This is a genomic window from Methanocella sp., from assembly GCF_035506375.1.
Classification (GTDB): domain Archaea; phylum Halobacteriota; class Methanocellia; order Methanocellales; family Methanocellaceae; genus Methanocella.
The window spans coordinates 1-14,275 of sequence record NZ_DATJPM010000090.1 but is presented as its reverse complement, the minus strand read 5'-3'; the positions used below and the strand labels follow the sequence as shown (position 1 = coordinate 14,275).

General features: G+C 52.0%; 17 protein-coding genes and 2 pseudogenes. 14 read left to right on the top strand and 5 right to left on the bottom strand.

The genetic code is table 11. The features are described 5' to 3' along the window. Positions 1-603 precede the first annotated feature (603 nt). The 4 genes and pseudogenes from VMC84_RS12330 to VMC84_RS13810 all read left to right on the top strand — a co-directional run. Positions 604-861, top strand: coding sequence for a hypothetical protein (locus VMC84_RS12330; RefSeq protein ID WP_325381081.1), 258 nt, complete (start codon positions 604-606; stop codon positions 859-861). Between the two features lie 169 nt (positions 862-1,030). Continuing rightward, positions 1,031-1,396, top strand: coding sequence for a DUF6326 family protein (locus VMC84_RS12325; RefSeq protein WP_325381083.1), 366 nt, complete (start codon positions 1,031-1,033; stop codon positions 1,394-1,396). 60 nt (positions 1,397-1,456) lie between these two features. Continuing rightward, entirely contained in the window at positions 1,457-2,428 is a 972-nt protein-coding gene (locus VMC84_RS12320) for an NAD(P)-dependent alcohol dehydrogenase (RefSeq protein ID WP_325381079.1), read from the top strand. After that, positions 2,424-2,731 (top strand): annotated as a pseudogene (locus VMC84_RS13810) (aldo/keto reductase); the annotation flags it as partial. The gene VMC84_RS12320 and the pseudogene VMC84_RS13810, both read left to right, overlap by 5 nt. Positions 2,732-2,831: 100 nt before the next feature. On the opposite strand, the gene VMC84_RS12310 reads toward VMC84_RS13810, so the two are convergent. Further along, a complete protein-coding gene (locus VMC84_RS12310; RefSeq protein ID WP_325381075.1) occupies positions 2,832-3,470 on the bottom strand; it encodes a thymidylate synthase in 639 nt (212 codons plus the stop codon). A gap of 449 nt (positions 3,471-3,919) precedes the next feature. On the opposite strand from VMC84_RS12310, the gene VMC84_RS12305 reads away from it, so the two are divergent. After that, a complete protein-coding gene (locus VMC84_RS12305) occupies positions 3,920-5,119 on the top strand; it encodes a HEAT repeat domain-containing protein (RefSeq protein WP_325381073.1) in 1,200 nt (399 codons plus the stop codon). Here VMC84_RS12305 and msrA read toward each other — a convergent pair. Then, positions 5,116-5,640 (bottom strand): peptide-methionine (S)-S-oxide reductase MsrA, encoded by a 525-nt coding sequence (gene msrA / locus VMC84_RS12300; protein ID WP_349256779.1) that lies wholly within the window; start codon positions 5,638-5,640, stop codon positions 5,116-5,118. The genes VMC84_RS12305 and msrA overlap by 4 nt on opposite strands. A 62-nt stretch (positions 5,641-5,702) precedes the next feature. Between msrA and VMC84_RS12295 the strand changes: the two genes are divergently transcribed. The 7 genes from VMC84_RS12295 (at position 5,703) to VMC84_RS12265 (ending at position 9,947) form a co-directional block, all read left to right on the top strand. Next, positions 5,703-5,939: a hypothetical protein gene (locus VMC84_RS12295; protein ID WP_325381069.1), complete on the top strand. Its 237-nt coding sequence runs from the start codon at positions 5,703-5,705 to the stop codon at positions 5,937-5,939. A gap of 123 nt (positions 5,940-6,062) precedes the next feature. Continuing rightward, the gene (locus tag VMC84_RS12290) at positions 6,063-6,260 is read left to right on the top strand and encodes a hypothetical protein (RefSeq protein WP_325381067.1); all 198 of its coding nucleotides are present in this window, start codon (positions 6,063-6,065) and stop codon (positions 6,258-6,260) included. Positions 6,261-6,356: 96 nt separating this feature from the next. Continuing rightward, positions 6,357-6,857 carry a pyridoxamine 5'-phosphate oxidase family protein gene (locus VMC84_RS12285; protein WP_325381065.1) on the top strand — a complete coding sequence of 167 codons (501 nt, stop codon included), beginning with the start codon at positions 6,357-6,359 and terminating at the stop codon, positions 6,855-6,857. 107 nt (positions 6,858-6,964) lie between these two features. Then, positions 6,965-7,759 (top strand): 2-amino-3,7-dideoxy-D-threo-hept-6-ulosonate synthase, encoded by a 795-nt coding sequence (locus tag VMC84_RS12280; RefSeq protein ID WP_325381063.1) that lies wholly within the window; start codon positions 6,965-6,967, stop codon positions 7,757-7,759. Between the two features lie 74 nt (positions 7,760-7,833). Beyond that, entirely contained in the window at positions 7,834-8,706 is an 873-nt protein-coding gene (locus VMC84_RS12275) for an ABC transporter ATP-binding protein (RefSeq protein WP_325381061.1), read from the top strand. Continuing rightward, positions 8,699-9,466 (top strand): ABC transporter permease, encoded by a 768-nt coding sequence (locus VMC84_RS12270; protein ID WP_325381059.1) that lies wholly within the window; start codon positions 8,699-8,701, stop codon positions 9,464-9,466. Before VMC84_RS12275 ends, VMC84_RS12270 begins: the two co-directional genes overlap by 8 nt. A gap of 103 nt (positions 9,467-9,569) precedes the next feature. Continuing rightward, entirely contained in the window at positions 9,570-9,947 is a 378-nt protein-coding gene (locus VMC84_RS12265; RefSeq protein ID WP_325381057.1) for a hypothetical protein, read from the top strand. Between the two features lie 556 nt (positions 9,948-10,503). On the opposite strand, the gene VMC84_RS12260 is transcribed toward VMC84_RS12265, so the two are convergent. Continuing rightward, the gene (locus VMC84_RS12260; protein ID WP_325381055.1) at positions 10,504-11,004 is read right to left on the bottom strand and encodes a hypothetical protein; all 501 of its coding nucleotides are present in this window, start codon (positions 11,002-11,004) and stop codon (positions 10,504-10,506) included. A 264-nt stretch (positions 11,005-11,268) separates the two neighbouring features. Between VMC84_RS12260 and VMC84_RS12255 the strand changes: the two genes are divergently transcribed. Both VMC84_RS12255 and VMC84_RS12250 read left to right on the top strand, forming a co-directional pair. After that, positions 11,269-12,756: an NCS2 family permease gene (locus VMC84_RS12255; protein WP_325381053.1), complete on the top strand. Its 1,488-nt coding sequence runs from the start codon at positions 11,269-11,271 to the stop codon at positions 12,754-12,756. Between the two features lie 37 nt (positions 12,757-12,793). After that, entirely contained in the window at positions 12,794-13,543 is a 750-nt protein-coding gene (locus VMC84_RS12250) for a hypothetical protein (RefSeq protein WP_325381051.1), read from the top strand. 8 nt (positions 13,544-13,551) lie between these two features. Here VMC84_RS12250 and VMC84_RS12245 read toward each other — a convergent pair whose 3' ends face one another. Together VMC84_RS12245 and VMC84_RS12240 are read right to left on the bottom strand one after the other, a co-directional pair. Further along, positions 13,552-13,968, bottom strand: a complete 417-nt coding sequence (locus VMC84_RS12245) for a hypothetical protein (protein ID WP_325381049.1) — start codon at positions 13,966-13,968, stop codon at positions 13,552-13,554. 54 nt (positions 13,969-14,022) lie between these two features. Further along, positions 14,023-14,275 (bottom strand): annotated as a pseudogene (locus VMC84_RS12240) (methionine synthase); the annotation flags it as partial.

Here is a 14,275-nt window from a genome sequence, read left to right as displayed (position 1 = left end):
AAGACTACTTGCTAAACAATGACCTATCAATATTCAACGCAGCAGTTTATTTTAAAAATGAATTGGAACCAGGTAAAAATGGATTATAGGCTTCTTCCATATCTAATCTTATGATTTTATACCTATAATTTTTACTGGTTTTTCTACCAGGTTCCATATTACTTTTAAGGCATTGTTCCTATAGATAGGAAAATGTTCAAGGAATAACTGGGAAGGAGTTTTAAAATCTATGTATACCGCTATGTCTCAGGTCCTTGCTAAACCGTTTATCAAGTATCGGTTTTATAACACCCGTGGACGATTGCGATTTATGAGTGTTTTTAAGATATGCGCTCATGGTATTTCCATCGTCTACCATACAAACCGAACCGTTTTTACGGAAATATATTTCATGGTTCGTTTCGCTCATACAGTCCAATCCACGGTTGAATATCAACCGCATAAATCCCAATGACGTGGCCCTATAAATATTTTTTTCTATAAATATTTTAAACCGCCGATAAAAACCTGTTTAATATATATGAAAATATTTACTATATAGGGAACTGTTATACCACTGACCATAATAATGAATAGTAAGCTTGCCGTGGCACAGAAAATACAATGGGTAAAACTATGAAGAGCGCTATTGCGGAAGGTCGTAATATCGGAAAGATTATGGGCTATTATGATGCGCAGCCATTGTCAGGCCTCGGAAAAGTCATCGTCCAGATCGGAAATGAAGTGGTCATATTAGATTATCCTCTGCCGGACGGGGAATACGAGCTAATAAAATCCGAATATCCCCTAGACTCTTTAGTGATCATCAAGCTCCAGGATGGCGACCCATACATCGAAAGAAGCACCACACCGGAAGTTTAACTCTGAAGCTTGATAATAAAAAGCCGCCTTGAGCGACTCATTATGGCGCTTAAAACATTTTACTATTAAAATAGATGACAATTGTTTATGCTTGTGCTTATTCAAATTATTAATAGTGGAATAGACTATTATTTGAATTACCGGAGGCAACTGGCAGGTGTTGATCGAGATGGATGACGTAATGATTATACTAGCGGCATTATGGACAGCCCTGATGTTAACGTATCTCCTGGGGGACGTGCTGCGAATATTTAGCGGCGACTTTAAAGCGGGAGAGATCGGAGGTCGGCGAATAACTCAGGGAATGGGCCTCGGAATTGCAATATTAATGGTGGCTCCGATCGTCATGGTCATCCTGTCACTGACGCTGAGCCATTCCGCAAATCGATGGGCTAATATCCTAGTTGCCATATTCTTCTTCGGATTCAATCTCATAGGATTACCTAACTACCCTTCGGCATACGATAAGTTCTTGATGATCGTAGGACTTGTGTTTAATGTACTGATAGTCTGGTATGCCTGGCAGTGGGTCTGAACGGGAAGCGTGAAACGCAGTTAGTAAAGAGCCCGGATAAAAAATAAATAAGGAGCCTGGATGAAAGCAGTCGTATGGGAAAAATATGGGCCGCCGGACGGCCTTCGGCTCAAAGAAGTGGAAAAGCCGACGCCCCGGGACAACGAAGTGCTCATAAGGATACGTGCGACAACCGTAACAGCCGGGGATTGTGAGTTTAGAAGGTTACAGCTCCCGATCTTGTTCCGGCTTCCAATGCGAATATATGTGGGTCTCCAAAAACCGAAAAGAATAACGATACTCGGACAGGAGCTGGCAGGGGAGGTCGAATCCGTCGGCAAAGCTGTCAAACGATTCCGGCAAGGCGATCAGGTTTTTGGGACTACCGATTTCCGCATGGGCGCTTATGCCGAGTACAAATGCCTGCCTGAAGACCGGATGCTGGCAATAAAACCGGCCAACATGACCTACGAGGAAGCGGCCGCAGTTCCCGTCGGGGGACTAACCGCATTACATTTTCTGAGAAAGGGGAACATCCGCAGCGGACAAAAAGTCCTGATCAACGGTGCCGGGGGCAGCATAGGCACGTTCGCGGTGCAGCTTGCCAGGTATTACGGTGCGGAAGTGACCGGGGTAGACAGTACGGGGAAACTGGACATGCTGCGCGCGATCGGGGCCGATCATGTCATCGATTACACTCGTGAAGATTTCACAAAAAGCGGCGAGGCCTATGATGTTATTTTTGAGGTCGTGGGCAAGAGCTCGTTTTCAGGTAGTATAAGATCACTGGAGAAAAACGGGCGCTATCTCCTCGCCAATCCCGGGATGTTACAAATGGTTCGAGGGATGTGGACTTCGATGATGAGCAGCAAGAAAGTAATATTCGAGTCAGAGCGCCAGACGATAGACGATCTGATTTTCCTCGGGGAGCTCATCGAGGCAGGAATGATAAAATCTGTCATAGATAAGCGCTATCCCCTGGAACAAATGGCCGAGGCTCATCGGTATGTTGATAAAGGGCTGAAAAAGGGAAATGTGGTAATAACTATATAACTATCTGGACGAGACCAAACAGACAGGCAGGGAAGGGCTTGAGTACGCCGCCTCGAAAGGGCTCGGCGCCGTGATCATGAAGCCGCTGCGCGGCGGCAACCTGGCCAGGCCGGCGAAGGAAATACGGGCGATCTGGAACGAGGCGGAAATAAAAAGAAGCCCGGCCGACTGGGGCTGCACCGGGTCTTCAATCATCCGGGAGTAACTGTTGTCCTGTCCGGCATGAACGAGGAGAGTCCTATCGAGGAGAACCTGCATATGGCTAATGAGGCACTGCCTGGCTCGCTGATGGAGAAGGGGCTGGCGCATTGCGGATGCTGCGAATTCGCCCGCGAAATGATCAAGTTAAGCTGACCAATCTTTCGCTTCTGTTATTTTATCTTTCCGAGAAACCGGGCTATAGCTAAGGTCTAAGTACTTCTTCCGCTGCCTGGAAGTCGTCCTCATAGATGTGAACGTTATCCCCAATACAGCGCAGCGTGCCCAGCATGAAATCAGTAGGCCCTATAAGCTCGTCCTTGACGAGTTCCTGGAATGCGATCAGGTTGGCCTCGAATGCCTTGAACATGTCCCAGGACCGGTAGTGGATGTGCACGTCCAGCTTGTTATTCCTGTGCGGGAACACCCAGATCCGCTGAAAACACGGCTGGTCCTCCTTTTTCATACAGTCCACCTTCGGCATCCAAGTTATGGCCTGAATGCGCTTCGACTCATACCGGTTTTTCTGCAATTGCTCGCTCATCCACTTAAGCTGGTCGAAGCCTTCATAGTTAACTAAACGGTCGATATAAGTGTACTCGAAGCCGTGCTTTCCGGCCGACTCGCGCTTGAACTGTTTTTTATAGAACTCGATGCGCTCCTTGCTGCAGAAGGGGTCTTTCTTATGCCACACCTGAACGGGGTTCTTGATCTCCAGGAGCATGCCGTTGACGCACTTCGCCTTGATGCCGTACTCAGTCTCCACGAGCAAGCCATTGTTGTAGATCTCCCTTATGGCGTAGTACCACGCTTCAGACAGCGTATCGAAGGTCCCGGCGATCATCTGCTAATCCAACGCCTTGAACGGTATTTAAGCTTTCGTCCCGAAAGTAATAATCGTCATACAGAAATTATATGAAGCCTTTGCAGGGCATAAATTTGATTACTTTCAGCATGCACTTGGTCAGAATATATAAACCACCATGCGATATTAGGGTTTAGACTGAAACATATCGCACACGCCCTACACGATTCAGGGCCAGGCTGCGATACCATCCACAACATCCCCAACCTATGAGGCGGGCACCCCATCTTTTTTGCCCGCCCCGGATCCTTTTACCAGGAATACCGTATTAATGATTAAAATATAATATCCGTTATAATTACTGCTTTATATAATGATTTTCGCATTATCGCTGCTTTTTCGATTGTTTATACCAAAAAAAGTTGCTTTTTATGGGATGAATGTAGTTAAACAAACCTTTGCTTATGGTCTACTAGCGAGAGCATATTATGATTGAGACTATGACCGGCGCAGGCACTGTGCCGGACGAAAAGGAGGGCCTGAGGCAGTCCTTAAGCTGCGACGATATCAACGTAAGGATATACGCGGTCAAGGAACTGGAAGGGCTCGGCGACAGGCAGTCGGTCGGACTGCTGGTCGACGCGCTGAGGGACGAGCACTACGACGTCCGGGAGACAGCCTACCAGGCGTTACGCAGGCTCGGCCATAAGGCGGTACCGGGGCTCGCCATAGCGCTAAGGGACGAGAACTTCTACGTCCGGATGTATGCCGCACTAGCCATAACGGACGAGATCATCGGAAACCCTGGCAGGAAGTACGACGATTCCGTCGTCGACGCCCTCACTCATGCCCTCCTCGATAAGAGCATCTACGTCCGGCGGTCGGCTTATGACGCCCTCAAAGTGCTGGAGTATAATAAGATCCTCCGGTCGCTCCTGGGCTCGCTCAAAGACAGTGACCCGGCGATCCGGCTGGAGGCGGTCATCGCCCTGGGCAAGATCGGCGATAAGCGGGCTGTAAAGGCGCTCATAAGGATGCTGTCCGAGCCGGACGTGAACGTGCGTAAAAAAGCCGTGGCCGCATTGGGCAGGATGAGGGATAAGAAGGCAACGGGGCCACTGCTCGACCTTTTATACGATTTAGACGGCAGTGTAAGGAAAGAGGCCGTCCGCGCCCTTGGCGCCATCAAGGACGAGAAGGCAGTGCCGGGCCTGCTGTACGCCATCGGCGATAAGGAGCCCTCAGTCCGGGAAGCCGCACTGGAGGCGCTGGAAAGCTACCGGTCGTTCAAGTATGCCACGCCGTTCACCAGGGCACTCGGCGAGGGCGTGGAAGTCCGTAAGGCGGCGGCCAGAGCGCTGGGAAAGGTCAGGGGAAGCAAGGCCATCGAGCCCCTGATAGGCATGCTGGAGGATGGTGACCCGGAGGTACGGAATGCAGCCTGTATGGCATTGGCATCCTTTGGTAAAAAGGCTATTAAGCCCCTGCAGTCTGCACTAAACGACGACAACGCCTGGATAAGAAGCGGCGCAGCACAGGCGATCGGGATGATATGCAAAGCCCGTGCTAGGAAACGCATGGCCAGAGCGCACAAGTCCATGTCGGCCGAGCTCTGGACGGAGATCGAGTCCGTCATCTCTGCCTACTCTAAGGAAAAGCAGGCGAGCCTGTCGTCCTTCGATATCTAGATGCCGCAGCTCTTCAGGTTATTTTTCTCCAGGTACTGCTGGTGGTACTCCTCGGCTCTCCAGAACTCCGAGGCCGGGACGATCTCGGTGACGATGGGTTTCTTAAACTTGCCCGACTCTTGCAGCTTATTCTTCGAGGCACGGGCGACGGCTTCCTGCTCCTTATTGTGATAAAAGATGATGGAGCGGTACTGGGTGCCGAAGTCCGGCCCCTGCCGGTTCGGCGTCGTCGGGTCGTGGTGGCTCCAGAACACGTTCAGCAGGTCCTCGTACGATATTTTCGCCGGGTCGTAGGTTACCTGGACAGTTTCGGCGTGGCCCGTCTTATCAGTACAGACTTCCTTATAGTTCGGCCCCTGCGTGTGGCCGCCCTCGTAGCCGACGGCCGTCGACACGACGCCTGTGAGATGCCGGAAAGCCTCCTCCACGTGCCAGAAGCAGCCCGCAGCAAAGTCCGCTTTTTGAAGATTCTCGCTCACGATAATAACATGTATCTTTATGTTTAAATCATTGTCCGGCATGGAAAGACTATAAAATATTTATTCTACGCTAGCATTTATACCGCCATAGAGAGCGTGACCACATGGACGATACACTGAAGATCATCGGCCTGACCTTCATCGGCATCCTGGGCATCTTCCTGGTGCTCATCATACTTTCAATACTCTGCATCTTCGTCGCCGCCTTCGCCTACGTCTCGTTGCCCGTCACGCCCACAGTGACCATCAGCCCCATCGAAATACCGGCGAATTTTTCTGCCATAGGCCAGACGACCGCAGTGCTCTTAAGTAAAGTGCCGGTTATCATACAGTCCATCTAGTATAGAAACTTTAATTGATGTTATAATCTCATTTTACGTGGGTAAGCCCATACCGGGCTCTGTGTCCTCTATCGTATTTTACGCGTATTACTATTTTACAGCGGCCAAACCGTGTCGTACAAAATGACAGATGGATTCAAAAAGGTCGAAGACCTCGACGAGGAGACGACTGACCGGCGCCGCGGGCTGGACGACAAGAATAGCAGCATCAGGCCGGAGAAAGTCGAAAAGGCAGACTTCTTTGTGGACAAAAAGCGGGATAACTACATAACGGATAACCGTAAAGAAACGCCGAATGTCGAGACTGGCTCTAACCAGTAGCATGCCGGCACATATGACGGATTTCGGGCCGGAAAAGCCTATTAATGCGCGAACCGGTTTTATCGATACGACTCATCATGACAAATGGTGTTCGGCATGCAAGAACCGCTACCTAAGGAATACGAGATAAAGAAGTTTGACCTGCCCGACATGACGCACCGGGAAATGGACGGGCTCCTGCGCGACCAGCTAATCTGCCGCATCACGTTCCACGACGAGCCTTATCCATACACGCTCCCGATGGAATACTACTACTTCGGCGATACGATGTACTTTCACTTTACTACGACGGGTAAAAAGATGGACCTCATGAGCAGGAACGCCGACGTCACTATCGAAGTGGACTGGCATGACGAGGCCTTCACGGACTACAAGAGCGTGATCCTGAAGGGTCGGCTCGTCCCGGTAGAGAACGCCATAGAGCGTAACACTATCAACGTGGCCATGTCGTCGGCCGTGCGAAACCGGGCGGGGATCAAGTCCTTACTGAGCATACCATGGGGCAAGAAAGGCGTCGATTACCTGTCGGCCTCCAACATATCGCTCAAGCTCCTGAAGCTCGACGTCAGGGAGATGTCGGGTAAGAAGGCGCACTGAGCTTTTTTTCATTTAAAGAAAAGAATTTTGTATTATAATTGCATATTTTATTAAGTTTAAACGTTTGTAACCTAATTTGACCGACCACTATCCTGCTACGAGGAACTATGAATGTTGGCAAATCAATAAGACTGGAAAAAATTTTTGACCGCCGGACGAAGAAGACCGTTATGGTGCCAGTGGACCACGGCATAACCCTTGGCCCGGTGAAAGGGCTCGTGAACATCAGGGAAGTCATGCGGTGCGCCACCGAAGGCGGCGCGAACGCGCTCATCATGCACAAGGGCATCGTGAAGGACTGCTATGTGAATTGCCCAAAGACTTCGGGGCTGATCATACATTTATCAGCGAGCACGAGCCTGAGCGTGGACCCGGACCATAAGATACTCATCACGACGCCGGACGAGGCTTTACGGCTTGGCGCGGACGCCGTTTCCGTCCACGTGAACATCGGGTCGGAGAAAGAGGACGTCATGCTCAAAGACGCGGGCGCGGTCTCCCGGGAGTGCGAGGCGCTGGGGCTGCCCATGCTCGCCATGATGTACCCGAGGGGCAAGAATATCCATAACCAGTACGATCCCGAGCTGATCGCCCACGTATGCCGCGTAGGTTCCGAAATGGGCGCCGACGTCGTGAAGACCAACTACACCGGGGACCCGGATACGTTCAGGCAGGTCATAAAAGGCTGCTCCGTGCCGGTCATCGCGGCGGGCGGCATGAAGACGAGCACCGACCTGGAGCTTCTCGAGCGCATCAGCGGCGCGATGGAAGCAGGCTCTGCCGGCGTCGCCATAGGGAGAAACGTGTTCATGCACGAGACCCCGACACTTATGGTCCGCCGCATCAGCGCCATCGTCCATGACGCGGTGAGCCCGAAAGAGGCGATGGAGATCAGGAGCTAATAGGCACGACAGAAAACGATACTTCCGCCATAGCCATCCGGAGCCTGACGAAAAAGTTCGGGGACCTCACCGCCGTGGACAATATCAGCCTCGACGTGCCCCGGGGCGAGTTCTTCGGCCTTCTTGGGCCCAACGGTGCCGGTAAGACCACGCTCATCCGAATGCTGGTCGGGCTCTCGGCACCGACGTCGGGCAGCGCGTGCATCTTCGGATGGGACGTAGTCGGTGACGCAATTGAAGCCCGAAAGCTCATCGGGGTTTCGCCGCAGGAATACAATTTCGACGAGAACCTCAAGACAAAGGAGATCCTGACATATCACGCGGCCTATTATGGCATGCCGAAAGCCGAGCGGGAAACGCGCGCCGATGAGATCCTCGATTTTTTAGAGATAAGCGAAAAGGCTGACGTGTACTGCGATAAGCTGTCGGGCGGCATGAAGCGTCGCCTGCTCATAGGGCGGGCGCTGATGCAGAGGCCGAAAGTGCTCTTCCTCGACGAGCCCACGACCGGCGTGGACGTCCAGCTCCGCCGGGCCCTGTGGGACATGCTCCGAAAGCTCAACGCGGAGGGCACCACTATCGTGCTGACCACCCACTATATCGAGGAGGCGGAAAGCCTCTGCGGCCGCGTCGCCATCATGGACCATGGGCGCTTTATCGCGATGGGCTCGCCAGAAGAGCTGAAGCGTAACAAGGTCGAAAGCGGCCGTATCGAGTTTAGCATCGCAGGCGGTAAGGTGCCCGACCTCTCCATAGTCCCGGGCGTGCTCCGCTATACGCTAAAAGATGAGAAGCTCGTCGTTCACGTCTGCGATACGGACACGGCCGCCGTGAAGCTGCTCGAGCACCTCAAGGCCGGCGGCGTGGCAGTCCGGTCCATGCACGTCCGCGAGGCGACGCTCGAAGACGTATTTATTAAGCTCACGGGGCGTGAGATGCGTGAGTGAGTGGGACGCACTTTACACGATGCTGCGGCGGGAAATAATCCGCTTTACCCGAAAGCCCAACCGGACCATACTGCCCAGCGTCATCTCCACGTTCCTCTATATCTTCGCATTCGGCTATGCCCTCGGCTCGTCCATTCCGGGCATGGGCGGCCACACGTACATCCAGTTCATGCTCCCGGGCCTGATCATGATGCAGGTCATCCTGCACGCGTACATTAACCCGGCGTACTCGCTCTTCTCGTCGAAGGACGACCGCTACATCGAGGACCCGCTCACGACGCCGATGCGCTATTCGACCATGGTCGTCGCCTACGTGCTCGGAGGGATGACCCGGGGTATCGTCATGGGCCTTATCATCGGCGTAGTCACCATGGTCCTCTTCGGCATCGGGATCTTCGATATTCCGATGTTCCTGCTATTCTTATTGGGGACATCTGCGACGTTCGCCTGCTTCGGCATTATGCTGGGGCAGTGGTCGAAGAATATCGAGGACGTGGGCAACGTCATGAGCTATCTTCTCAGCCCGTTGCTGTTCCTGGGCGGCGTGTTCTTTTCCATAGACATCATCCCCGCCGACTGGATACGCTGGCTCTCATGGCTGGACCCGCTGACCTACGTCGTGGACGGGTTCAGGTACGCTATGATCGGCTACGAGCGGACGAACCCCTACTATTGTCTCATTGCCATCGGAGTCTCGCTTCTGGTCTGTTTCTTTGCCAGCCTAAAGCTCTTCGAAAGCGGCTATAACCTGAAGACGTAGGGCTAAGAAAGATTTTAATAAGAACAGGCCCAAGCTCTAATTAATAAGCACCTATTTTGGAGTTGATAACATCGATAATGTAGCAGTAATCGCCGGCGCTTCAGTGGAGCCACAGAAGCAGAAGAACCCGGCTCTAGCGGCCATTGGGTCTTTCTTTTTCCCGGGCCTCGGCCAGGTCTATAACGGTGAAGGATTTTTAAAGGGATTATTATTCTTTATCGTGACGTTGATAGCTTATCTCTTTTTTATTATTCCAGGATTGATCGTCCATATTTATTTAATATATAACGCTTACTCCACGGCAAAGAAGATGAATGAAGGTACTATACCTTATAAAGAGACGACGGAATCCAATATCATCCTGTTCATCGTGATCGGTATCGTCATATGGATTATTTACTTCATCGTGGTGACGATCATTGTAGCGGCAATCGTAGCAGCCTTTTTATACATGATGGTCGGTACCACGAACTCTTATTAAAGATGCTTTTTATTTTTTCCGCTTTTTACTGATTTATTAGGTTTTTATCTTTGTAACTCACGTACTGCCCCTGGTTTTTCAACACGAAAACACGAATTCTTTTTTATCCCACGTAAGGGCACGATAATCACTAAGTTCCATGCCTGGCGCTTAAAACACGAAACAACCCCCCGAATGGCACTAAAACACTAAAGGATTGAACCACGAGAACGGCATGAACTTAATGCTTTTTCTTGTATTTCAATTTAATTAGTGAGGTCCGTGCCCTTTGGGAGGTTGTTTGGTGTTTTGACGTGAAAGCATCCATCTTAGTGCGGTTCGTGTCCCTCACATGGGACTATGAAAAGTCTTTCGTGTTTTCGTGTTGAAAAACCGAACAAATCGGCGAACGACGCATATAGCATAAGTGAAAGAAAAACAAGTACGGAACTACTAGATTGTGTGTTTAAATATAGTGCCTTAGCACATCTGGGCACTTAAATTAAAAGTCAACACAGATTATTTTTTATAAAGAATCGGAAAACATCGAAGGATAAAAGTATAAAAATATAAAGGCTTAGTCCAGCCAGTCTTTGACAGGCTCGCCTTTATTGATCTGATCCGCCGTCACGTAGGCATCGTACATGGCGTAAATCCACAGGACAAGCGGGATGAGCAGTACCGGAAGGCAACACACGGCTCCAATGATCGTTATTACTCCCAGCAGGTAGATGATGCCCACGCCACATCCAAGGACCCAGTTCCCGACCGTCAGTATAATGCCCTTCTTGAACTGGCCATTGTAGATCTGCCCCAGGCCTATGAAGCCCATGACGAACATGCCCAAAAACGACAGTACGAGCGAAAAGAACGGCTCTTTTTTAATTTCTGCCACGGGCACGGCGGGCGAGACGGGCTGAGCGGCTGCCTGCGCCGGAGGCTGTATCGCCATCTTTTCCACGCATGTCTTGCAAAAGACCTTGCCGTCCTTCTCGGCGGCGCAGTCCGCGCATACGGCCTTGCCACAGCTCGTGCAGGTCCCGACCGCGTCGACGTCCGGATGTGTATTACATTTCATAGTATCCCGCCATTCCTTTATGGAAAATTTCGCACCCATAAAGAATTACTGGCGATATAAAGCTTGCTATATAGAAAAAGTTTTTACGAAAGGCGGAATGCCAATGCCGCGATATACAATAGCTTTATAGAGTTTTCGCATGAATTAGCGAGAATTCGTATAAAAAGTCAATTGCTACAGGTATACTTCCGGTGGAAATTAAGGGGGCAATTTTATTTGGCATGGCGCTGAGGAAATCTATATTAAGGCCTTGAAAAAGAGAAAGTGCTAAGGTGGTTATCCTTGTACGAGCAACCGCAAAAAAAGACTACAGAGGGCGCGGCCCCTAAGTCATTTTTAGACAGTTACTTCCACATATCAGAAAGAAATTCGGATGTTAAGACCGAGATAATCGCCGGCGTTACCACTTTTATGACGATGGCCTATATCATCGTCGTTAACCCCGGCATACTCTCGGCGGCTATGGGTAAGGAATATTTCGGGGCATTGCTGGTGGCTACGTGCCTGGCGGCGGCGACATCGACGCTGCTCATGGGCATCTTCGCCAGGTACCCGTTTGCGCTGGCGCCGGGCATGGGCCTGAACGCCGTCGTGACGTACGGCATATGCATCGGCATGCACTTATCCTGGCAGATCGCCATGGCCTTGATCGTCATAGAAGGCTTCGTCATCCTCCTGCTGGTGCTGACGAACCTGAGAGAACTGGTCATGGACTCTATCCCGGCGTCGCTCAAGATCGCGATCGGCGTGGCCATAGGCCTGTTCATCGCGTTCATCGGGTTCAAGGACTCGGGGCTGATGATCGCCAACGCGGCCACGTATATCGGCTTTGGCAGTATGTCGAACCCCGTCGTGATCATGTCGCTTGTCGGACTTTTTATCATTATGGTTTTGATGGCCCTGAAAATTAAGGGTAATATCCTGTATGGCATCATACTGACATCGATCATCGCGCTGATCGCCTGCTTCGCGGCGAACTCCATGGGCATTGCCTTCAACGTCTTCGGCAATCCGGACGTTCCGGCCGTGGCCGGGGCAGCGCTGCCCGCAGGCGCGTCGAACCTGCCATCATGGGGCGGCTCCATCATCGAGCTGCCGAGCGCGGCAACGCTCTCTACAGTCGGCCAGGTCGACTTCGTGGGGGCCCTCAGCATAGGCATCCTCCCGCTGATCACGCTGGTCTTTGCCCTGGGCATGGTCGACTTCTTCGACACCATGGGCACCGTGGTCGCCGTTGGCGGACAGGCGGGCCTGCTGGATAAGGACGGTAAGCTGCCCGGCCTTAAGGAGGTCCTGGCAGTGGACTCCCTGGCGGCCATGATCGGCGGCTTCATGGGCTGCAGCTCGAACACGACTTACGTGGAAAGCGCGTCGGGCGTGGGTGCGGGTGGCCGGACAGGTCTGGCGTCCGTCGTGACGGCGATCCTGTTCCTGGTGGCCATGCTGTTCGTACCGCTGGCATATTTGATCCCCAGCGCGGCAACGGCTCCCGCCCTGATCGTCGTCGGCTTTATGATGCTAACCCTGGTCAAGGACATCCCATGGGACAAGCTTGAGGACGCTCTCCCGGCCTTCCTGACCATCGTGGGCATGGTCTTTACCTTCAGTATCTCGAAGGGCATAGGCTTTGGGTTCATATCCTACTGCATCATAAAGGTCGCCTCGGGCAAGTGGAGAGAAGTACACCCCGTCATGTGGATCGTGGCGTTCGTATTCGCCCTGTACTTCATCTTCGTGTCGAGCATCATATAGGCAAAATCGGGGCTTCAAGCCTCACTTTTTTATTTTTATGTCTAAGATAGGATCTTATAAGGAGTCCCTTGACAGAGTCGGGGACATCGACGCGTACCTCTTGAAAGAGTCGGGACTTCCCGGCCCAAGGGGGAACATAGAGCTCGGCCAGGCGGTAGCCGACTGGGGCAACGAAAAGCTGTTCGAGCATTTATTATCGTTCACGCCGGATAAGGCTCCTGTTAATTCGCCGTATGAATTCCTGGCCTTTTGCGGCACAGTCGGCATGGGAAGGCTGCTGGCTGACGGCGATGTTAAGAAATTTAAAGTGATACGTGAGCTTGCATCGGATCCCCGGTGGCGTGTCCGCGAAGGCGTGGCCATGGCCCTCCAGCGCCTTGGAATGAAGGATATGGGCAGGCTCCTGGACGAGATGGAGAAATGGAGCAAGGGCAACCCGCTCGAGCAAAGGGCCGCGGCTGCCGCGCTGTGCGAGCCGGCGCTGCTGAAGGATAAAAAGCTGGTCCTGCGGGTCTTAAAGATCCTGGACAATATAACCGCTTCCATGGGTAATGCCGAAGACCGGAGATCCGACGAGTTCGTCGCCCTTAAGAAGGGCATGGGCTATTGCTGGAGCGTGGCGGCCGCCGCCTCCCCGGAAGATGGTAAAAAGGCCATGGAAAAATGGTTTTCCAGTAAGGATAAGGATATTATCCGGGTCATGCAGGAGAACCTGAAGAAGAATCGTCTTGAGCGTAAAGACCCGGCCTGGGTAAAGGCATGGAAAGAGCACTTCAATATAAAATAGTTCCCCGATTATTTTTTATGGAATATAAGGCCTCCAATGGCGATGCCTATGACAATGAATATCAGCGCGTAGACGAAGTTTACCGCCGGTAGAACGTTACCGGCCGTCGTCGCGATCGAGCCGATGGCGTTCGTGGCCTGGGCCGTGGGGTCCGGTAAAGACCCGACAGATACCTGCGCCTGTACGGCGGAATCATATGCGGCTTTTAGATGGCTCATCGGGCTAATGATGGCCGACTGTATGTCGTGGACCGTGTTCATGCCGTACATGGTGAGGTTGTATGCGCCCATGTCGGAGGGGTCCATGGAACCGGCCTGCGTGGCGTTGATCTCCTGGACGGTCTGCGAGTACTGGACGTTCGCGGACTCGTTCATCATGCGGACGGTATCGTTGAAAAGCTGCCAGACGTCCGTACTTTCGAGCATATAATAGAACATTGTCCTGTTAATAGATAAATGCTTAGAGAGCTTTCGAGCGGATTATCCGATCCTGCGGACGGCTTCCACCATGTTAGCCAGTTTCTGGTAGGCCGCATCACGGTTCCGCATGCGCATGCCGCAGTCGGGGTCGACCCACATGTTTTTCTTTCCTATCCTGTCGATGCCGGCACGGATGGTTTTTTCGATCTGGTCGACCGTCTCTACGGTATTCGTGGTCGTGTCCACGCAGCCAAAGCCGATGATCTTGCCATGTGCCTCGATGAGGCCTTTGTCCATGGCATCCAGGTTCTTC

Excerpts from the sequence above, each read along its gene's own strand:
- VMC84_RS12330 (WP_325381081.1), top strand. The coding sequence starts at position 604 with ATGGGTAAAACTATGAAGAGCGCTATTGCGGAAGGTCGTAATATCGGA.
- VMC84_RS12325 (WP_325381083.1), top strand. The coding sequence starts at position 1,031 with ATGGATGACGTAATGATTATACTAGCGGCATTATGGACAGCCCTGATG.
- VMC84_RS12320 (WP_325381079.1), top strand. The coding sequence starts at position 1,457 with ATGAAAGCAGTCGTATGGGAAAAATATGGGCCGCCGGACGGCCTTCGG.
- VMC84_RS12310 (WP_325381075.1), bottom strand. The coding sequence starts at position 3,470 with ATGATCGCCGGGACCTTCGATACGCTGTCTGAAGCGTGGTACTACGCC.
- VMC84_RS12305 (WP_325381073.1), top strand. The coding sequence starts at position 3,920 with ATGATTGAGACTATGACCGGCGCAGGCACTGTGCCGGACGAAAAGGAG.
- msrA (WP_349256779.1), bottom strand. The coding sequence starts at position 5,640 with ATGCCGGACAATGATTTAAACATAAAGATACATGTTATTATCGTGAGC.
- VMC84_RS12295 (WP_325381069.1), top strand. The coding sequence starts at position 5,703 with ATGGACGATACACTGAAGATCATCGGCCTGACCTTCATCGGCATCCTG.
- VMC84_RS12290 (WP_325381067.1), top strand. The coding sequence starts at position 6,063 with ATGACAGATGGATTCAAAAAGGTCGAAGACCTCGACGAGGAGACGACT.
- VMC84_RS12285 (WP_325381065.1), top strand. The coding sequence starts at position 6,357 with ATGCAAGAACCGCTACCTAAGGAATACGAGATAAAGAAGTTTGACCTG.
- VMC84_RS12280 (WP_325381063.1), top strand. The coding sequence starts at position 6,965 with ATGAATGTTGGCAAATCAATAAGACTGGAAAAAATTTTTGACCGCCGG.
- VMC84_RS12260 (WP_325381055.1), bottom strand. The coding sequence starts at position 11,004 with ATGAAATGTAATACACATCCGGACGTCGACGCGGTCGGGACCTGCACG.
- VMC84_RS12250 (WP_325381051.1), top strand. The coding sequence starts at position 12,794 with ATGTCTAAGATAGGATCTTATAAGGAGTCCCTTGACAGAGTCGGGGAC.
- VMC84_RS12245 (WP_325381049.1), bottom strand. The coding sequence starts at position 13,968 with ATGCTCGAAAGTACGGACGTCTGGCAGCTTTTCAACGATACCGTCCGC.